16 protein-coding genes are annotated in these 21,006 nt (G+C 41.5%); 10 read left to right on the forward strand and 6 right to left on the reverse strand.

All coding sequences use genetic code 11. The features are described from left to right. Positions 1-62: 62 nt before the first annotated feature. Positions 63-2,759 carry an alpha/beta hydrolase family protein gene (locus ACGE0T_RS00350; RefSeq protein ID WP_459188588.1) on the reverse strand — a complete coding sequence of 899 codons (2,697 nt, stop codon included), beginning with the start codon at positions 2,757-2,759 and terminating at the stop codon, positions 63-65. A 79-nt stretch (positions 2,760-2,838) separates the two neighbouring features. On the opposite strand from ACGE0T_RS00350, the gene ACGE0T_RS00355 reads away from it, so the two are divergent. The 4 genes from ACGE0T_RS00355 to ACGE0T_RS00370 all read left to right on the forward strand — a co-directional run bounded on the left by ACGE0T_RS00355 (position 2,839) and on the right by ACGE0T_RS00370 (position 6,450). Continuing rightward, positions 2,839-4,155, forward strand: a complete 1,317-nt coding sequence (locus ACGE0T_RS00355; protein WP_459188589.1) for a DUF4933 domain-containing protein — start codon at positions 2,839-2,841, stop codon at positions 4,153-4,155. A gap of 77 nt (positions 4,156-4,232) precedes the next feature. Beyond that, complete coding sequence (locus ACGE0T_RS00360) at positions 4,233-5,000, forward strand: copper resistance protein NlpE N-terminal domain-containing protein (RefSeq protein ID WP_459188590.1); 768 nt, start codon at positions 4,233-4,235, stop codon at positions 4,998-5,000. Positions 5,001-5,210: 210 nt separating this feature from the next. Beyond that, entirely contained in the window at positions 5,211-5,852 is a 642-nt protein-coding gene (locus ACGE0T_RS00365) for a DUF4858 domain-containing protein (protein ID WP_459188591.1), read from the forward strand. Between the two features lie 91 nt (positions 5,853-5,943). Beyond that, the gene (locus ACGE0T_RS00370) at positions 5,944-6,450 is read left to right on the forward strand and encodes a hypothetical protein (protein WP_459188592.1); all 507 of its coding nucleotides are present in this window, start codon (positions 5,944-5,946) and stop codon (positions 6,448-6,450) included. A 2-nt stretch (positions 6,451-6,452) separates the two neighbouring features. On the opposite strand, the gene ACGE0T_RS00375 is transcribed toward ACGE0T_RS00370, so the two are convergent. The 3 genes from ACGE0T_RS00375 to ACGE0T_RS00385 form a co-directional block, all read right to left on the reverse strand. Then, positions 6,453-8,525: a S9 family peptidase gene (locus ACGE0T_RS00375; RefSeq protein ID WP_459190389.1), complete on the reverse strand. Its 2,073-nt coding sequence runs from the start codon at positions 8,523-8,525 to the stop codon at positions 6,453-6,455. A 102-nt stretch (positions 8,526-8,627) separates the two neighbouring features. Then, positions 8,628-9,407, reverse strand: coding sequence for an NAD(+) diphosphatase (nudC, locus tag ACGE0T_RS00380; RefSeq protein WP_459188593.1), 780 nt, complete (start codon positions 9,405-9,407; stop codon positions 8,628-8,630). Between the two features lie 40 nt (positions 9,408-9,447). After that, entirely contained in the window at positions 9,448-12,102 is a 2,655-nt protein-coding gene (locus tag ACGE0T_RS00385; protein ID WP_459188594.1) for an ATP-binding protein, read from the reverse strand. Between the two features lie 166 nt (positions 12,103-12,268). On the opposite strand from ACGE0T_RS00385, the gene mnmD reads away from it, so the two are divergent. Further along, on the forward strand, positions 12,269-12,940 hold the full coding sequence (gene mnmD, locus ACGE0T_RS00390) for a tRNA (5-methylaminomethyl-2-thiouridine)(34)-methyltransferase MnmD (protein ID WP_459188595.1): 672 nt from the start codon (positions 12,269-12,271) through the stop codon (positions 12,938-12,940). On the opposite strand, the gene trxA is transcribed toward mnmD, so the two are convergent. Continuing rightward, a complete protein-coding gene (gene trxA / locus ACGE0T_RS00395; protein ID WP_459188596.1) occupies positions 12,930-13,244 on the reverse strand; it encodes a thioredoxin in 315 nt (104 codons plus the stop codon). The genes mnmD and trxA overlap by 11 nt on opposite strands. Positions 13,245-13,314: 70 nt before the next feature. Next, positions 13,315-17,118, reverse strand: coding sequence for a DNA polymerase III subunit alpha (gene dnaE, locus ACGE0T_RS00400; RefSeq protein ID WP_459188597.1), 3,804 nt, complete (start codon positions 17,116-17,118; stop codon positions 13,315-13,317). 125 nt (positions 17,119-17,243) lie between these two features. Here dnaE and ACGE0T_RS00405 point away from each other — a divergent pair, with 125 nt between their 5' ends. The 5 genes from ACGE0T_RS00405 (at position 17,244) to tsf (ending at position 20,979) form a co-directional block, all read left to right on the forward strand. Beyond that, positions 17,244-17,876: a porin family protein gene (locus ACGE0T_RS00405; protein ID WP_459188598.1), complete on the forward strand. Its 633-nt coding sequence runs from the start codon at positions 17,244-17,246 to the stop codon at positions 17,874-17,876. Positions 17,877-18,175: 299 nt separating this feature from the next. Beyond that, a complete protein-coding gene (gene rplM, locus ACGE0T_RS00410) occupies positions 18,176-18,631 on the forward strand; it encodes a 50S ribosomal protein L13 (RefSeq protein WP_459188599.1) in 456 nt (151 codons plus the stop codon). A gap of 5 nt (positions 18,632-18,636) precedes the next feature. After that, entirely contained in the window at positions 18,637-19,023 is a 387-nt protein-coding gene (gene rpsI, locus ACGE0T_RS00415; RefSeq protein ID WP_459188600.1) for a 30S ribosomal protein S9, read from the forward strand. Between the two features lie 137 nt (positions 19,024-19,160). Further along, the gene (gene rpsB / locus ACGE0T_RS00420) at positions 19,161-20,006 is read left to right on the forward strand and encodes a 30S ribosomal protein S2 (protein ID WP_459188601.1); all 846 of its coding nucleotides are present in this window, start codon (positions 19,161-19,163) and stop codon (positions 20,004-20,006) included. A gap of 145 nt (positions 20,007-20,151) precedes the next feature. Beyond that, complete coding sequence (tsf, locus tag ACGE0T_RS00425) at positions 20,152-20,979, forward strand: translation elongation factor Ts (RefSeq protein ID WP_459188602.1); 828 nt, start codon at positions 20,152-20,154, stop codon at positions 20,977-20,979. The last annotated feature ends 27 nt before the right edge of the window (positions 20,980-21,006 follow it).

Here is a 21,006-nt window from a genome sequence, read left to right on the forward strand (position 1 = left end):
TGATGGAAACTTTGTGTATTTTTTTATTATTCCATCAAAATAAAGGGAAAAAGATGATAATTTTAATAGCCGAGGTCAAATTTCTGGTCTACAGCCGGAACACCTTCACGCATCCATTTGGGCATGGGTGTATAACGGAGATAATGGTCGAAGAACTGGTACATGCGTTTTTGGAAATCGATTCGGTTAGCCATATGCATCGGCCAGTGCGGTTCTCCTGTGTAATTGAGTAGCCATACAGGTTTCTGTAACCGTTTTAAAGCAATGAAATATTCTATTCCCTGATACCAGGGCACATGTCCGTCGTTGTCGTTATGCATAATCAGGATAGGGGTTGTAACCTTGTCCATCGTGAAAAGCGGAGAGTTTGAGAAATATTGCATAGGCATTTCCCAGATGGAACCGCCTATACGGCTTTGGCCATGTTCGTATTGGAAAGAACGGTTTAATCCGGACCCCCAACGTATACCACCGTAAGCGCTAAACATATTAACCACCGGAGCACCCGATTCGATGGCGGCAAACAGATTGGTTCGGGTTGCCAGATAAGCGACCTGGTAGCCACCCCAACTGTGTCCCTGGGCGGCAATCGCTTTTTCATTGATATATCCTTTGGCAATCAGGGAGGTGATTCCCGGCATCACACAATTATAACAACTTTCTCCCGGATAACCGTCCGTATAGCGCACATCCGGATTAAATACGATGTATCCGTTGCTGGTATAAAAATGATAATCGATGGTGGAACGATGAGGCTCAGGCATCCGGTAATTATATAAGGTAGAGGCATTGCGCTCGTAAAAGTTTACAATGACCGGATATTTTTTGTTCGGATCGAAGTTTTCAGGTTTGTAAACAACTCCTTCCAAGGGACGTCCGTCCAATGAAATCCAGGAGACCAGTTCGGCGGTACCCCAGTTTAGTCCCTTTTGCTGTTCTCCTTTATGGGTTAATCGGACTGTTTTTTTGAAACTCAGGTCGGAGAGAAGCAAATCCGGGTATTGTTCAAAAGTCTCCTGTGTGTAAACAAGGGCATCCGAATCTTTTGCTTTAAGAGGTGCTTTCAGCATAAAATTGCCGGATAGCAAGGTTTGGGGAGCCTTTGGTTGCGAAGATGCCATTGTGCGGCTACTGTAGTATCCATATCCCTTTGTGGTTTCATTGAAAGCCATCAGCAATTGAGGTGTTTTCAAATCGATGGAAACTTGTTCCTTATCCAACTTAAGCAGTTGATAGGCCAGTTGTTTTTCTCTTCCGTTTACTGTGAGGTTAATTGGGCTTCCGTTTCCTGTAGGGCTGAATTTCCAAATATCATACCGGTCGGATATGAGCAAATATTCGTCATCGGTAGTCCAACCAGCCGAGCCGTATGCCGCAGGATAGTCCGGAACATCGTTTTCTTCATCCCAGGCAACGAATGTTTGTGGAGTAGTCAATTGATATTCTTTCGTGTCGGTAAAAGAATAAGTATACCAGGCGCTATCCGGTTCGCTGTACCAAAAAGCATATTTGCCTTTCGGGGAAAGACGCATGTTCGTATTAGCCGCTTTTTTTATAAGCCGGCGGTTTCCATTGTCCAGATTGATGCTGTAAATGTCATAATGGGTCCTGCCTTCCCACATCCGTTCCGTTTCGTAGGGAATGGAGGAAGAGAGGAGTGCAACCGATGCATTACCTTTGTCCGAGATTATCAGATTAGGGATTTCTTCGGTTGCAAGTTGGATAATATTTTGAGTGTTGAGATTGTACACGGCGGTGTAGGAACGTTTCAGTTCATTTGCCTTATTATAGATTTGTTGTGTATACTGGATGCCTTCATCCCATTTCCATATCTGGACATCCGGGCGGTTTTCAGCGAGTTGTGTCGTATCTTTTTCTTTAGGAGCCGGAGCTGTTCCGAAGAAAAGCCGGGATGTATTTTCCGAGAAGTATAAGTTTCCGTTTTCACTGATAACCCAGGAGGAAGGGAAAGCCCGGTTTCCTTTTTCTGCGACTAATCGTGCCGGTTTATTCGTATCGGAAAGGTATAAAGCGGAACCGGTGGCTGTAGAGTCTTTGTCTGCACAAAACAGGAATGCTAATTTATTGCCTTCTTCGTTGAATGTTATTTTCTTGAAAACACCTTTTTCTTCCTTTATCCGGATATTTCCTTGTTGTGGGTTGTAAGTGTATAAAGAGGAGTCGGATACGTAATATAGAATATTCCCCTTTTTAGCAAAACCAAATTCAGAAACAGTGGGGAAGGATACCTTCTGTGAACCGTCCAGAGAACGGACATATAAGGTGGAGTCGGATTTATTTCCCCGTTGATAAGCGAGCCAATCCGCTGTTTCCGACAGTTTATAGGATTTGAGAGAGTCGATGGTTTCCTGTTTGCCGGATAAATTCAGGACTTGCAGGCTGTTCATCGGCATTTGGTCTTCCGGTGTCTTTTTTAGTTTCAGAGCTTCAACCTCCTCCAGTGCGGGTGTTTGGGTAATCAGTGCATATTGGGAGGTAGGGGAAAACTCTGCCTTGGCAGCCGGTTTGAAAACCTTTTTTTCTTCTCCCTTATGATTATAGAGATAGATGGAGGCATCTCCTTGCCAGGGTTCTGTTTTACATGTTATCCATTTGCCATCGTTGGAGATAGTGCGTTCGGATATGCGTTCCCATTTTACTAATTCGTCAAATGTCATTGCTTTTTTTGCTTCCTGAGCTTGTACAGCTAAGGAGACAGTCAGCCCGATCAGGCATATAAATTGTCCGGAATAGTTCATTACTTGTATTGTTGATATGATTTGAATGTGCAATATTACAATAAATCTGTATCTTAGCCGATAATAAAAATCAATTTGTATGAAAAAACTATCTATTGTAACAGGCCTGTTTCTGATAGCCGTGGGGTTCGCCGGCTGTAGTGGAAAGCAAACAGCAGGGCCGCACCAACCGACGTCTCCGCAATATGTAGCAAAATATGATTATTCTTCTCCGGCTGCTGTTGTGGATTTGGAGCAGGCTTTAAATACTTCCGCTACCCCTTTGAAATTAAGCCAGATAGCATCCGAGATTTCCTATTATGCTGTTGGTGATGTCCGTTATACGGTAACGCAGGCAATAGCTCTTCAGGATAGTAATGCTTTCCTCACGTTTAATAATCCGCGCCTTTACTACCGTAAGCAAGGAATACCGAGCAAACGATATGGCTTTAAAGCTTTGGCTTATAAATGGAATAATGAAATGGGAGGGCGTCCGCTTTTTTATGATAAGAAAACAACCCGGATGTATGTGGCATTAAGCGGAAAGGACCAGGAGACACGTAGGAATGCAACTCAGGGTGAGCCTTGCATAGGCGTATTACCTCCGCTGGATACGATGCTGACGGTTTTTAATTATTATTTTCCGGAAGGACTTACGGAAAAATATCCGATTCATGCACCGGAAAAAGCTTTGGTCGGTTTTTCATCTGATGGGTATATATTGGCTCAGTATGCCGGGAACTCAGGGGTTCCGAAAGGGATTGCTTCTTTCAATTTACAGGGAGATACGCTTTGCTGTTTTCAATTGAATGAAGGAAAATATCCGACTCGGGAAGAATTGTCGGAAACACCCGGTGCTTTCCAAACTTCATACTGGAATACATCCCAGGATAAACTGACATTTATGATACCTTTTTGTGATACGGTTTACCAGCTAAAAGATAGTCAGACGGTAAAACCTTTATATGCCCTTCATTTCGGTAAATACGGTATCGTTCCGGCCGAGACTCCCAAAGGGGACGAACTGGATAAGAAAGTCTGGTTGAAGACTCTTTATGAAAATCCGAAAGGGGTGTTTATGGGACTTTATCAGAAAAACGGGCGTAAAATATTGAACTGGCTGGGTTGGGAAGATGAATATAAGCCTCTTCTGACAACTCAGGCAGTTTATTTGAAAGATACGGGCAAGACTTATATTCTTCCGTCCCGGGAAAAAGGATTTGTGAATGACCTGGACGGTGGATTGACTTTCTGGCCGGACGGGCAAACGGACGATTGCCTGTATATGATTCGTTCTGTAACGGAAATGAGGGAGACGGTAATTCGTACCGGAGACGCTAAGCAGCAACAACTGATTGACTTTTTGGATAATCCGGCTGTATACGAAAGAGATTATGTAATGATTGTGGTTCGTTAGGTTTTCTCGATATTTTCTCTACATTTGTCAGATTGTTGAATGTAAAATACATAAATACAATGGTAAAAAAGTACACAATGACCCTTTTAACTGTAGCCTTACTGACAGGTTGTAATTTCACGAAGAAACAGAGTCAGACAGAACCAATGCCGGGAAGCGATCGTGATAGCCACGGTTGCATTGCATCGGCGGGATACCTTTGGTCTGAAGTCCGTAACGATTGTATCCGGTTGTTTGAGACGGGGATACGCCTTGAATCACCAGAGGAAGAAGAGAGTGCATTCCTTGTTTTCAGTGTGGATTCATCGAAGGTTGAACTCTTTTTTTCAGATGATTCGGATACTGAGATTTTAGATAAGAAAATATTGCCGGAAGGCGGATATGAATGGTCCGGTGGAACAGACGATACAAGAACTGTCCGTCAGGTAAATGGATTATGGACTATTTTCCAGAAGGGGAATATCCTGTATATAGAAGAAGCCGAAGCGGTAGAGTCGTCAGTTTATGAAGGTGTCTTGCCGGCACCTGACTGTAAAGGTATCCGGTATTTCTTAACGGTTCAAGCACCGGAAGAAGGTGGAGACGGATGTTTTATCCTGGTCCAGACTTATTTGGGTATTCGTGACGGAGAAGATGATACATTTACTTCGGTAGGAAAAAGACATATTCTGAAAGGGGATGCCACAAATAAAAAAGCAATCGTTTGGCAGTTTGTTCCTGAAAATGGGGATGATCCGGTAAATTTCCTTGTGCAAGAAGACGGAAAGAAGCTTGTCATGCTAAATAAAAAATTAAAACCATGTGGTCCGGAGACGGATTATACGATTAAAAAAGTTGACAATTGAGAATTGACAAGTGGCAGTTAAGTTTCGTTTCCGGTATATAAATACAAATCGGTTGAAAGCCGGACTAGCTGTCACTTGCAACTTGTAGCCTATCAATAGAACTAAAACTTCTCAAAAACAATTAACATTTCAATTTTCTAAGACAAATTAAAGTAATTATAGCTGATTTCTATAAACAACTACTTACATTCGCTGCAAATTAAGAAATTCATGCGCAAGCACTTGCTTATATGGATGTTGATTTGTCTGTATGGAACGGAATACGTACATGCTCAATGGACAAAAAAAGATTCGGTGTGGCTACAGGATGTATTGTCCGGTAAAGAGAAGCTACAACTGAATACGGAGACGATGAAAGCGATTGAGTCGGGGAATCTGATTAATATGGATAAACCGGCCTCAGAAATGAAAATGGCCCCGCCTGTGGCCCCTCTTCCTATTTTAAAAGACTTTTCAGAATATGTCCAATCGGATGATTCTACACGCAGAAAAGTAGCATTAAGAGATTTGCCTTATTCGGTATTCAGGTTGTACGGACCGGACTTTAAAAAAGTCTTGCCTGTTTATCAGTCTATTGTCGATGAACTTAAGGCTGACCCTCCTCGACGGTCCGGTGGCTTTTTTGATCTCGGAGACATGACCAGCCGAAAGGCGCGTGTCCATCGACGAAATGTAAAACGGGATGGCACCTGGAAGGAGTATAACAATTTGCCAACTCCGGATATTATAAAAAAACGGAAAAACTTTGTGAAAGAGCATTCGGAAGTGTCGGCTCCGGATTCTATTTTGAAAACAGATTCAATTCAAAAGGCTGATACAAGCCGTTTGATCAGGCAAATTCCATTGAATTAAGTTTTTTTTGGAAAAAAATGACGCTTTTCTGCAACAATTTCATGTTAAAATACGTCTTATATTATATAAGAATGATTAAAGACAAAACCTCATGACAAAGTATCAACTTATAACTACAATATTAGCACTGATCATAATGGCTTTTTTAGGCTCATGTAACAGTGAAGATTTCTCCGAGCCGGACGTACTGAAAGTTACCCCCGAATTAAGAGCACGCATCGATATGGGAATGAAGCTGGTTCCCCGTTCTGAAAAGAATGCTTTCGATGAAAAGTTTTTCGCATTTCTAAATAAATGTGATGAAATGGGTATGGACAAGACTCCTTATCAATATATGGAAACCGAAGAGTATAAGGATTTTAAAGAGTATATGAAAAACTCTTCTGCCATGAGTTCTTATCTGTTGATGAACCGGTATCTGAAACGGAATCCTTCTTTTTTCTCCTTTATTCTGGAGGATTTGATGGATTCTACCTATCCCGGTACAGTCGATGTGATAGCAGATCGGATGAAATCATCAACGACCGTACGGGAAAGTATGGATTTATATCCCCAGGTTTGTTTGGAAATCTGGCTGGATACAGTAGAAAATCATTAAAATTACTCCCATTCGGGAACTTCCTGGTTTAACAGGTTTTTTACAAAAAAGTCGTGTATACGGTGCATTTCGTAGCTGCCTCCTAAACTATGTCCCTTTCCAGGTAAGTAAAGTTGTTCAAAGTTCTTATTGGCTTTTATCAAAGCATTGACTACTTGTAATGTGGATGCCGGATCTACGTTGTCATCCAGTTCTCCGTTAATAAGCATTAGTTTGCCTTTGAGCCTCCATGCATTGTCTACATTGGATGAAGCGCTGTATGAGGCGTCGATAGGATAACCCATCCATTGCTCATTCCACCATATTTTATCCATTCTGTTATCATGGCATCCGCAAAGGGCAACTGCTACCTTATAAAAGTCATTATGGAAAAGCAGTGCTGCCATTGCATTTTGTCCACCTGCCGACCAGCCGTAAATACCTACCCGTGATGTATCCATGTAAGGATATTTTTTTGCGGCAGACTTTATCCAGGCGATACGGTCTGGGAAACCCGCATCTTTCAAGTTTTTCCAGCATACATCGTGGAAAGCCTTAGAACGGTTAGCCGTACCCATACCATCGATAGATACAACAATGAAACCTAATTCAGCCAAACGGGAAATCAGATGGTGTGCAGCTTTGAAGTCTTTGTCTACATGCGAATCGTGAGGGCCTGCATAAATCATTTCTATGACCGGATAGCTTTTTGTTGTATCGAAATGGCTGGGACGGTAAATATTTCCCCATATGTCGGTTTTACCGTCTCTGCCTTTAGCACAAAATACTTCGGGCATTTGCCAGCTGGCAGGAAGGGCGCTGATATCACATTGTTGTAAAACCGTAACCAGGGAAGCATCTTTTGTCCGTTTCAACTGGCTGACTGGAGGAAGGTCCGGGCGGGAATAAACATCTGTAAAGAAACGACGATCTGCTGAAAGTGTTACATGATGATTTCCATTTTCCGGAGTCATATCCATAAAGCCGGTACCATCCAGATTGATACGGCAATAATGCAGATTATAGGGGTCTTCTTCTTTATTGAATCCTGACGCTGTAAAATAGACAGTCTGGCTGGCTTCATCCACATGGTCGACATCACGGACCACCCATTCGCCACGTGTTACCTGTTGTTTTATATTTCCGTTCGTTCCGTCAATCAGATAAAGATGGCGCCAACCGTCGCGTTCCGATATCCATAGTAATTCCTTTCCATCATTTAGGTCATAACGGAAATTCCGGTAGTATTGGATGAATGTATTAGTTTGTTCATCTATCAAAGGACGAATATTTCCATTTGTCGCATTTACTTCGGCTATTATATAGCGTTGGTGTCCGCGTTGGTTATATTCGAAAGTAAAAGCGCGGCTATCTTTTCTCCATCCGGTCAGGAAGAGGTAGTATTGATTTTCAAAAGGAGCCGTATCCAGTGAGATTTGTTTTCGGTCAGCTACATCGAAAAGGACAGGTAGATAAATAGGTAATACATCTCCGGGTTTGGCATAATCCCGCCATTGTAAAATTGGTTGGCGTTGGCTTTCCGGACTGGATTCGATAAGAGGAATGCGACGTTCTGTAACATCCCTGACTTTAACTGTAGCCAATTTTCTGGAATCGGGAGACCAGCAGATGGAGTAACCATCGTAGCGGAGATGAGTCGTTCCGTCAGTAGTTAAAGCGATTTCTTCTTTTTTCTTGTTTTTGCTGCTATCGGTTGTGGTGATATATAGATTGTTGTCTTTGATGTATGCCTCCCATTGTTTGTCGGGTGAGACAACAGGTGCCGGAATTTCTTCTTTCTTGTTCCGGTATTTATCCCCCGGTTCTTCCTTTAGCAGGAAATCAGCCAGTTTTTTTTGTTTTCCGGAGAAGAAGGTTGCTAATTTCTTTTTGTCGGTAGCCCGTTGCTGTTTGCCGTTTTCTGCATTTACCAAATAATAGAAGTCGCCTTCTTTCTCATGGTTCTTGTACCAGAAATAATGGGAACTGTCCACCCATGACGGACGGATTGCCGGTGAATATACACGTTCGGTACATTTCAAAAAAGTATCTACACGCTGGTAATCGGAACGTGTAACCTGTGCCGGGAGTTTCATTGCTGCAGATAATACGACAGCAAGGCAGAGGCTTTTGGCTAGTATGGCAGCTGTTTTCATAATAAGAGTTTATTTAATTTTTAAACACACTGATAGCAATTGTTATTCCTGTTGTTCCACCCACCAGTCTATCATTTTACGTGCCAGACTTAATTTTCTGGGTATTTGGGGCAGATTGTCTTTTGTATAAAAGTCACCTGAGCTTAATTCTTCTTTCTGTAATTTTAGCTCTCCACTGACATAATCGGCAATGAAGCCTATCATCAGATTGCTGGGATAGGGCCATGGCTGGTTTCCCCAATACCGGATATTGTTTATTTCCAGACCCGTTTCTTCTTTTACTTCCCGTTCCACACATTGCTCCAACGTTTCGCCGGTTTCCAGAAAGCCTGCAACCAATCCGTTGAATGTGCCTTTGAAATTATGGGCATGTACCAATAAGATGGAGTTCTCTTTCCGTATCAAAACCAGGATGGCGGGCGAAACTGCCGGGAACATTTCATATTGGCAGGACGGACATTTTTTTGAAATAAGGGAAGCCTGTTTCATTTTGGTTCCGCATACCGGGCAAAACTGACTGTGTTTGTCCCAGAAAATGATTTCAGAGGCTTTTCCTCCCAGTTCATACAGACGTTTGTTTATGAAATCATAGGAGGCACGTAATCCCATGGAGGTGAAATTTTCCGTTTCAGGCAGCGGGGTATCCGTATAGGCTGCCATAATAGTGGTCCCGTCCGGTATTTCTACCGGAAGAATATGGGTTACTTGTATCGGAGCTTCTCTACAGAAGGGGATAGTATAAGTCTCGTTTTCTTTTTGAAGTAAAATCTGGTCGTCAAAAAATATGAACCAGTAAAAGGAGTTATTATCTGACGTATTCATTTATATATTTATTTGCTTAAGCAAAGATAGGGTATAATTTCTATGAAAGAAATTTGTTCAGCCGTTGTTTTAGTTCAAAAGGCTTAATTGGCTTGGATATATAGCCGTTGAAACCATTTTGTTTGACCCGTTGCTCATCCTCGGCAAATGCAAAAGCGGTAACTGCAATAATAGGTATTTTCTGGTCTTCTTCCCTGATTATAGCCGTGGCTTCGTATCCATTCATTTCCGGCATCTTTAAATCCATTAAAATCAAGCTGGGATGATATTGCCTGTATAGCTCTACAGCTTCTTTTCCGTTGTGTGCATGCAGAAGGTTATAATCCTTGAGCAGTGCATGGATCAAAATGTAGTTACTCTCATTATCTTCGGCAACCAGCAGGGTAATATCTTTTTGCTGCTTAGGAGCCGTGGATTGGGATATGGTGACTATTTCTTCTGTACTTTTATCCTGTATGATCGTATCCGGCAGGGTAAACCAGAAAGTAGAACCTTTGCCGTATTCGGATTCTACGCCGATTTCTCCGTTTAGCTTTTTAATAATCATCTGGCAAATAGATAAACCTAAACCGGTACCCTGTGCAAAACTGTTTAATTTCACGAACCGGTTGAATACGGTTTCTTTTTTCTCAGCCTCGATACCACATCCGGTATCACTTACATAGAAGTATAATTTATCCTTTTCATGACGGTATCCGAAATGTATATGTCCATGTGTCGTAAATTTGATGGAGTTGTTGATAAAGTTTGTAATGACCTGTGCCAGACGATTTTTGTCTGTTGATATTATACAATCCGGAATATTTTCCACGAATGAGATTTTGACTCCTTCGGCAGCTTTTATCTGAGATGTTTGTTCTATATCTGAGAAGAGCTGGTTGATATCTATTTGTGAATCGATAAACTCCAATGTCCCGGCTTCAATCTTGGCAACATCCAGTATATCATTGATTAACTGTAGCAATAATTCGTTATTGCTATTGATGATGTTCAGATAATCATTACGCTCATCATCATTTTCGGCGATGGTTAATAAGGTGGAGAAACCGACTATCGCATTCAGAGGAGTACGGATTTCATGACTCATATTGGCAAGGAATGCCGATTTCAGGCGATCGGATTCTTCTGCTTTCTCTTTTGCCTTACGGAGTTCTATTTCTCCTTGTTTCTGTTTGGTGATATCTTCTTTTTTGAAAATGAGTCCTAATAAGTTTCCCTCCTTATCCAGAACCGGGTTTGCCAGGGAGTGGATAAATTGTCCGGGATGGCATTCCCTGACAAGTTCTGCCTTTTGTTTGTTTTCCATAGCCTGCATAATAATACAGTTGTCGCAATAAGGCTTTTGATTGTCTGGAATAATACAGCAATGTTTCTCTCCGTATTGCGGAAAACAAGGCATTTGTATATCATTCTCCCATTTAACGGAATAATCCGGATTAATGAAACGGATGGATGCCTGGATATTATTTAAAATGACTGTATTGTCACTCTGTAAATCAAGCAGTTTATTCTTTATGCGGCTGGTGCGTGCAAAGAAATAAAGTATCGTAACTAAGAATATGAATAAGACTCCGGCTAAAATCAATAAGATTTCAAATTTATATTGCACGAAGAGTCCTAATTCCGTATTGATTAATTTTGAAGAAGGTGGGAGGTTCTCTATCGGAATGTGTAATTCTTTTAACTTTTTAGCATCAAAAGTGTAAACATTGGGAATGACCTGCGGATATATATCTTTCGACGGGTTTTTTAAAATCTCGACTGCCTGGCTTGCCAGATCTTTTCCGATCGAACGGTATTCGGGAATATATCCTCCTATAGCCCAGTGGCCTAAACCTATGGATGTAAGTGAGAATGCCGGTATTCTGGTATTTGCAAGCATCATTGTATAGGTTGCATTACCCATGTAATATCCGTCATTTACATCGACACGCCAGGTTCCTAACATAATTACTGTATTTTCCGGGAGCGACTTTATTTGCTCTATAATATTGTAAAGGTCGTTTTTTCGTCCGTCAAGAGGGATGAAGTTTAAACCTTTTATTTTAGAAATTTCCTGCCTGACAAAGGATTGCAGAGCCAGACCTCCATAACTGTTATCTGTGATAAGAGCGACATTTTGAGTTTTAGGATATAACTTGCGGGCAAGTTCTACATTCGCTTTGACATTATAGGAATATACAAATCCTCCAATACGGTGCTTTTTCTCTTTGAAGTGGTCGATATCGATGCTGCTGGGATCCCAATGGGCAATGTTGATGTTGCTGTCTGGTAATAATACTGCATTACGGCTGACCATACCACACAATACAGGAGTGCTTTTGGTGTTCTGATCGTTCAGGGAGAGATAGGAAGTCCATCCTTCTTGTCCGAGAATAACAATTAACAAAGGGGCGTTTTCTCCCTGGTATTTGTTTAGGAGATTGCGCATTTTATTTTTCCATAAAGGTGCTTCCGGAAGGCTTTTGCAGTTCATGTTTTCGATTACGACAGGAGCATTTCCTCCCAGACGTTTATATTCGTCCATAAACTCCGATATGTTTTGTGTTGTGTTCCGGGTATCCGGATTATATGAACTGATAATCAGAATAGGGCTACCGTTGTCTGCAGAAACACCACATATATATAAAGTGCATATTATACATATAAGTATGAGTCTGAGTGTTGTTATTTTAATCGCTGATAGCTTAGTCATGTAGTACGATGTTTTGAACAATATGGACACTTCTTGTCCTAATAATTGTATCCGATGCAAAAATAGCTTATTTTTTGCATAAAGCCATTAAAATAAGCTATTTTCTGTGTCTGTCTTTTGATGTACAAGTGTTTCGTTATCTTTGTATTCTTATTTGTATCATAACATGAAAGATAATCAAATGAACAGGGAGCTTCAATTGACAGCAGATGGTAGCCATACGTTGTTTATTCCTGAAATGGATGAACACTATCATTCTGTAAACGGGGCTGTGCAGGAATCACGCCATGTTTTTATTGAAGCGGGATTGCATCAATTACAGAAAAAAGAGATAAATGTGTTTGAAATAGGTTTCGGTACAGGATTAAATGCCTTGCTGACCTTGTTGGATTCGGACATGAACGGATTGTCTGTCCGTTATTATTCTATGGAACGGTATCCGCTTCCGGTAGAATTAGTAAAAAGTTTGAATTACGGAGAGTTGGTTTGTGCAGAACGGAAAGATTTGTTCCTGACATTGCATGCAGTTCCGTGGGATACTCCAGTGCAGATAACAGATCATTTTACATTGTGTAAGATTCAGGGAGATAGTAATCTGTTAGATTTTCCGGACTCGGTGGATTTGGTCTATTTTGATGCGTTTGCCCCGGATAAGCAACCGGAAATGTGGAATCATGAAGTGTTTGGAAAGTTGTATGCGACTATGAATAAGGGAGGTGTATTAACCACATACTGTGCGAAAGGAGTAGTCCGGCGTATGATGAAAGAGGCCGGGTTCTCTGTTGAAAGAATACCCGGCCCCCCTGGAAAACGCGAAATGCTTCGCGCTATAAAATAGCTTCGATTTTAGAAACGAAAGTAGGTTTCGGAGCTGCTCCGACCTGCTTGTCTACCATTTTTCCGTCTTTAAAGAATAAAACGGTAGGGATATTACGGATACCGAACTGGGCAACAACATCATTATTGTTGTCTACGTCCATTTTGCCTATGGTGACACGGCCTTCATATTCACCGGCCAATTCGTCAATGATAGGACCAACCATGCGGCAAGGACCGCACCACTCTGCCCAAAAGTCAAGAACCATGGGCTTTCCGGAGTTTACCAACTCTTCGAAATTTGCATCTGTTACTTCTAATGCCATACTATGTATCTATTTAATTTGTTTCTAATTAGCGTGCCAAAAATACAAATTCTTTCAGCATACTCCAATATTATCCGTTAATTTTGAAATCAATATTTTCATTCCCTTGTAGAAATTCAACCAGATTGCGCGTTACATTCAGGCGGATATTCTGGGAGAAGAAGTTTTGTGCAATATTATGTTCACTGTCCACTACTCTGAAATATAACAGGCTTTGTCCCGGATTGTTCTTTATCAAAACAGAAAGCTCATTGATGGTTGGTTCATCCAGATCGTGAATCGGAACTGTAATGCTTATCTTTTCAATCAGACGGTCTTTTTCATCCTGCAATAAGCGGATGGAACCAATCCGGAAGTCCAGTTCATCTTCTTTCCAGCGGCGAGGTTCTACACGGGCATTGATAAGCAGGTACATCCCTATTTTGCAATATTTGCTGTATTCTATATAATCATTTCCAAAAAGAGCAATTTCTCCACTCCCGGTAAAATCTTCTATTTTTACTATACCATAAGGTTTTCCGTTTTTTGTCGTTCCTTCCCGGAAAGCGGTTACAATACCTCCTAATAATAAATCCCGGTTTCTCAGACTCTCCCGGTCGTTTATCTCAACCATGCCTGTATTGCAAACATAAGTCAGGATGATGCGATATTCATCCAGCGGATGGGCGGATAAATAAATGCCTACCAGTTCTTTTTCTTTGTTCAACTTTTCCAAGTCGCCCCAGCGTTCGCATTGGGGAATTTCCGGTTTTGCTATGGCAACGAACGCGTCACCGCCGAACAGTGAGTTAACGGCTGTGTTTTTATCCGTCTGATATTTATTTCCATAGCGGACCAGTATTTCCAGGAACTGTTCTCCTTTGCCATTATCGGCAAAGAATTGTTCACGTTGGATACCCATATTGTCGAATGCTCCGGCAAGTGCCAGCGATTCAATATTTTTCTTGTTGCAGGCAGTCAGGTTTACCCGTTCTACAAAATCGAATATGTTGGTGTAAGGACCATTTTTTTTGCGTTCCTCTATGATATTCATTACGGCAGATTCGCCAACACCTTTAATGGCTCCCAGGCCAAAACGGATGTTTTTGTCTTTATCTACACTGAATTTTAAAATAGATTCGTTTACGTCCGGACCGAGAACCTGGATGCCCATTGCTTTACATTCATCCATGAATTTTGTGATGTCCACAATGTTGGATAGACTTCGGCTCAATACGGCAGCCATATATTCGGAAGGGTAATTGGCTTTCAGATAAGCTGTCTGGTAGGCTACCCAGGAATAACAGGTAGCATGGCTCTTATTGAACGCATAAGAGGCAAACTTTTCCCAGTCGGACCATATTTTTTGCAAAGTATTTTCTTTATATCCGTTAGCCTGGCCACCCGCCATGAATTTCGATTTCAGGTGGTTCATCTTTTCGATAAGCTTTTTACCCATTGCTTTACGGAGCGCATCACTTTCACCACGGGTGAAGTTTGCCAGTAAGCGGGACAAAAGCATGACCTGCTCCTGATAGACCGTGATACCATATGTGTCTTTCAGGTATCGTTCCATGACAGGAATATCGTATTTAATTTCTTCTTTACCCTGTTTACGGGCAATGAAAGACGGAATATAATCCATAGGACCCGGGCGGTACAGGGCGTTCATGGCAATCAGGTCTTCAAACTTGGAGGGTTGGAGTTCTTTGAGGTATTTCTGCATACCAGCAGATTCAAACTGGAATGTTCCGGTAGTTTTACCATCACAATAAAGTTTGTAAGTCGCCGGATCTTCCAGGCTGATGGTGTCTATATCCAGGTCTTCTCCCGTGGTCAGCTTAATATTTTCAATGGCCTCTTTAATAATGGACAATGTTTTCAGTCCCAGGAAGTCCATCTTGATTAAACCGGTCTCTTCGATGACAGAACCTTCATACTGGGTTACCAGCATTTCTTCTCCGGTGTCTTTGTCTTTTGCGGTGCTGACCGGTACTACATCCGAAATGTCATACCGCCCGATGATAACCCCGCAGGCATGCACACCGGTATTACGGACGTTTCCTTCCAGCATTTGTGCATATTTCAGCGTATCCCTTGCCAATGGGTCGTTCCCGGTAGCTGCGGCTTTCAGTTCCGGTACATAATTGATAGCATCACCCAGTTTGAATTTCTTCATATCGGGGATTTTGTCCGGAACCAATTTGGCCAGACGGTTAGATTCCGACAACGGAAGTTTTTGTACACGGGCAACGTCTTTAATTGCGGATTTAGTTGCCATTGTACCGTATGTGATAATATGTGCTACGCGGTCTGCCCCGTATTTATCGGTTACCCAACGAAGTACCTCACCGCGTCCGTCATCATCAAAGTCCGTATCAATATCAGGGAGGGAGATACGGTCGGGATTTAAGAAACGTTCGAACAGCAAATCGTATTTTATCGGGTCGATTTTGGTAATTCCCAAGCAATAAGCAACAGCCGAACCTGCTGCCGAACCACGACCCGGACCTACCGATACGCCTAATTCTTCACGGGCGGCACGAATGAAGTCTTGCACGATAAGGAAGTAGCCGGGGAAACCCATTGTTTTCATGATGTGAAGCTCGAAGTTCAAGCGTTCCTCCACTTCATCGGTCAGTTTGTCTCCGTAGCAAATGCGGGCACCATCGTATGTCAGTTTTTTCAGATAATCGGCTTCCAGTTTGATGCGGTAAAGTTTATCGTATCCACCTAATTTCTTTATTTTGGAATGGGCGTCTTCTTCACTCAGTACCACGTTCCCATTTTCATCACGGGTAAATTCTTCGAATAAATCCTGCTCGGAGAATTTTTGCCGGTATCCTTCTTCCGTGCCAAAATCTTCCGGAATAGCAAAAGTCGGCATAATAGGCCCATGGTCGATGGTGTAGAACTCGATTTTTTCCGCTATCTCCACTGTGTTTCTTAGTGCTTCCGGAATGTCGGCAAAGATGACGTTCATTTCAGCCGTTGTTTTCATCCATTCCTGCTTAGTATACCGCATGCGCTTCGGGTCGTCCAAGTCTTTTCCAGTACTAAGGCAGATAAGACGGTCGTGCGCTTCCGCATCTTCTTCATTTACGAAATGGACGTCATTCGAAGCAATCAGTTTTACGTTATGTTTATGGGCTAATTCGATAAGAACTTTGTTCACTTCCTGTTGCTTTGGAAATGTGCTGGTATCTGCTCCCGGTTTATGTGTTTCATGCCGTTGCATTTCCAAATAATAATCGTCCCCGAAAAGATTTTTGAACCAAAGGATGGAAGCTTCTGCTTTGTCTATTTGCCCATTCATGATATGTTGAGGGATTTCACCTCCCAGGCAAGCAGAACAAATGATGAGGTCTTCGTGATATTTTTCGAGCAGTTCCTTGTCAATGCGAGGGCGTCCGTAGAATCCTTCTGTCCATGACAAAGAAACCATCTTAATCAGGTTTTTATATCCGTTTTCGTTTTTGGCAAGAACAATAAGGTGCCAACCGCTACGGTCGTTCTGAGTAGAAAGTTTGCTGTGTCGTCCGAAGCGGGCACAATAGCATTCGCATCCGATGATAGGTTTGAATATTTTCTTCTTTTCAGCTTCGATTTTTGCAGGAAGTTCGGCAAGGGTTGCCTGCTCTTCCGCTGTAAGTTCGGTTTTGCTTTTCAGGCCTTTCAACACTTTCTCATAGTCTTTGATAGCACCCAGCGGTTTGCTGTTCTTCTTAGAGACTTTATTGAAAAATTCTTTGATGCCGAACATATTGCCATGGTCGGTAACAGCAATGGCATTCATCCCGTCTTTCTGTGCTTTGTCAATCAAAGCGTCGATGGATGCCTGTCCGTCCAGTAGTGAATACTGGGTATGTACGTGTAAATGTATAAACGGTTCCATATGATAAAAATCGCGTTCAATTCAGCCTATAAAGATACATCTTATTTCACAAAAAACTTCTTTGAATTGGCATAATACAGATGAAAAAGTATATCTTTGCCTTTGTAATCAGAAAGAAAGCCGTTATGAAAAGAATAAGTTTAATTGTGTGCTTAGTGGTGTTGACTGCCTTCTCTGCGATGGCGCAGGTTTCGTTTGGTGTCCGTGCGGGAGGGGCTTATTCGTCGATGGTGCAAAAAGTGGATGGTTCCATTTGTTCCGGTGCGCGGTTCGGTTTTAGTGTAGCCGGTATTTCTGATATACATTTATATAAAGGTCTGTCTTTGCGTCCGGAACTTGCTTTTACCAATCAAGGTGGTTCTTTCTTGTCGAATTATGATGTTTCCGGAGCTAAAAACGCATTTAACAAATGTAATTATTATTCGATTCAGGTTCCGGTCAATCTGGCTTATACTTTTAATATAGACGGTGTTTATTTAGGCGTATTTGTAGGACCTGTCCTGGATTTTGCTTTATTCGGGAAAATGAAGACCGAAAATCAAAATGTAGATATTCATTTCGGAAAAACAGAAAAGACAGATTTGAAGTCTTTTGATTTAGGGGTGGATGTCGGCCTGATGGTTGAATATCGCAAGTTTTTCTTCTCTGTTACCGCCATATGCGGAACGTTGGACCGCCTGTCTAAAAGAACCGGAGGGGAATCTCCTCTTTATCAGAATAATGTAACCTTCTCGTTGGGCTATATGTTCCGTCGCTGATTATAGTACACGGTCTTCTTTTTCATAAAGAATTACTTCCTGAAAAATCTTTTTTTTGTGGAAGTTGTAGCTTCCTGTTTGAAACTCCATCCTTTACTTCTTCTCGTTGTGATAGAAAAAGATAGCGAAATGTTTTGTATTTCCCGGAAAAGCCGTACCTTTGCAAGCCGAATATTATCAAAATTGTACTAAGAGTTTAGTTCTTAGCATGTTATTACGTCTATAGTGTCCGTAGTAATAATAAGGCTAAAACTGAACGCTTGTTTTTTAGAGTTATTAATTAATTAATTTTTAAAGCAGTGGATACTTTAAGTTTTAAGACCATTTCTGCAAACAAAGCAACTGTAAACAAAGAGTGGGTCATTGTTGACGCCGAAGGACAGACTTTGGGACGCCTTTGTGCAAAAGTAGCGAAACTTTTGCGCGGTAAGTACAAACCCAATTTTACTCCGCACGTTGATTGTGGTGATAATGTGATCATTATCAATGCAGATAAAATCGTTCTGACTGGAAATAAGTGGAACGATCGTGTTTATTTGAGATATACCGGTTATCCCGGTGGTCAGATTGCCTATACACCGGCAGACCTGATGAATAAAGGGGCAAGTCATTTGTTCCGTAAAGTAGTAAAGGGTATGCTCCCTAAAAATCGTCTGGGCGCTAAGTTACTGGCTAACTTATATGTATATGCAGGAACTGAGCACAAACACGAAGCTCAACAACCTAAGTCAATTGATATAAACTCACTTAAATAATAACGATGGAAGTAGTAAATGCAATAGGAAGACGTAAAGCAGCAGTTGCTCGCGTATTCGTAAGCGAAGGAACGGGAAAGATAACTATCAACAAACGTGATCTTGCAAATTACTTTCCTTCTTCAATTCTTCAGTTCATTGTTAAGCAACCGCTTTCAAAATTAAACGTTGCCGAACAATATGACATCAAAATCAACCTTGTAGGTGGTGGTTTTAAAGGTCAGTCTGAAGCAGCTCGTCTGGCAATCGCACGTGCATTGATCAAGATCAATCCGGAAGATAAACCAGCCTTGAGAGCAGAAGGTTTTGTAACTCGTGATCCGCGTGCCGTTGAACGTAAGAAACCGGGACAGCCGAAAGCTCGTAAGAGATTCCAGTTCAGCAAACGTTAATGTTATTTGTGAGTTTCTTACAAGGACAAAGCGTTTAGTATCTAAATTATCGGGATTCTTTTTACATGCTGACATGCGGGAAGACTACCTGGTGATTGAGTTAAACAAAGAAAGTAAACGATTTTAAAAAGAAAAAAATGTCAAGAGTTAATTTTGATCAGTTATTAGAAGCTGGTGTACACTTCGGACACTTAAAGAGAAAGTGGAACCCTGCTATGGCTCCTTATATCTTCATGGAGCGCAATGGTATTCATATCATTGATTTATATAAAACAGTTGCTAAAGTAGACGAAGCAGCAGAAGTAATGAAAAACCTGGCTAAACAGGGAAAGAAAGTACTTTTCGTTGCTACTAAAAAACAAGCAAAACAAGTTGTCGCTGATAAGGCTGCTTCTGTAGGTATGCCTTACGTTATCGAACGCTGGCCGGGTGGTATGTTGACTAACTTCCCGACTATCCGTAAAGCCATCAAAAAGATGACTACTATCGATAAGATGACAAAAGACGGTACATTTGATAATCTTTCTAAGAGAGAAAAACTTCAGATAACTCGTCAACGTGCAAAATTGGAAAAGACTTTAGGTTCTATCGTAGACCTGACTCGTCTGCCGTCTGCTTTGTTCGTTGTTGACGTAATGAAAGAACATATCGCAGTTCGTGAAGCAAATCGTTTGGGTATCCCCGTATTTGGTATGGTTGATACTAACTCGGATCCGAATAACATCGACTACGTAATTCCGGCTAATGATGACGCTACAAAATCTGTAGAAGTTATCTTGGGCGCTATCTGCGAAGCTATGAACGAAGGTCTGCAGGAACGTAAAGCTGAAAAAATCGATACAGAAGCTGCAGGCGAAGGCGATGCTCCTAAAAGAGAACGCAAAGCTAAAGCTGCTGTAAAGAAAGAACGTACTAAGAAAGAAGATGATGAAGCGTTGAACGCAAACATCGCCGACAAGTACGCGAAAGATGTAGAAGAATAATTTTTAATTGACAGTTGATAGTTGACAATTGACAATTAAAAAATAAAGATAATGGGCAATTGGCTTTTGACGGTTAAGTTCTTGTCAATTGTCAGTTGTCCATTGTTAATTTAGAATAGTATAAACTCAATAAATAAATAAGATTATGGCAGTTACAATGGCTGATATTTCTCACTTGCGTAAAATGAGCGGTGCAGGAATGATGGATTGCAAGAAGGCTTTGGAAGAAGCTAATGGTGATTTTGACAAGGCAATGGAAATTATCCGTAAAAAAGGACAGGCTGTTGCCGCAAAACGTTCTGATCGTGAAGCTTCTGAAGGTTGTGTATTGGCAACTGAAAAGAACGGATTCGCAGCAGTTGTTGCTTTGAAGTGTGAAACTGACTTCGTTGCAAAGAATGCTGATTTCGTTGCTTTAACTCAGGAAATCCTGGATATAGCAATGGCTCAGAAACCGGCTTCTAAAGAAGATTTGCTGGCTACTGCAATGGCTGACGGACGTTCTATTCAGGAACATATCACTGACCGTTCCGGTATCACTGGTGAAAAGATGGAATTAGGCGCTTACGAATTTGTAAATGGCGAATTGACAGTTTCTTATATCCACCCGGGTAACAAACTGGCTACAGTTGTTGCTTTCAACCAGGCTGATGTTGAACACCAGATGGCTCGTGACATCGCTATGCAGGTTGCTGCTATGAACCCTGTTTCTGTTCGTCCGGAAGAAGTTCCGCAGAACATTATCGACCAGGAACTGGAAATTGCAAAGGATAAAGCTCGCCAAGCCGGTAAGCCTGAAAATCTGTTGGATCGTATCGCTCAGGGCGCCCTACAGAAATATTATAAAGAAAATACTTTATTGCAGCAGGAATTTGTTAAGGATGCAAAATTGACTATCGAACAATATCTGCACTCTGCAAATAAGGAACTGACTGTAGTTGCTTTCAAACGTGTTACATTGAATGTAGACTAATATAGCATGTCAATAAATAAAAAAAGC

Source organism: Parabacteroides sp. APC149_11_2_Y6, from assembly GCF_054506995.1.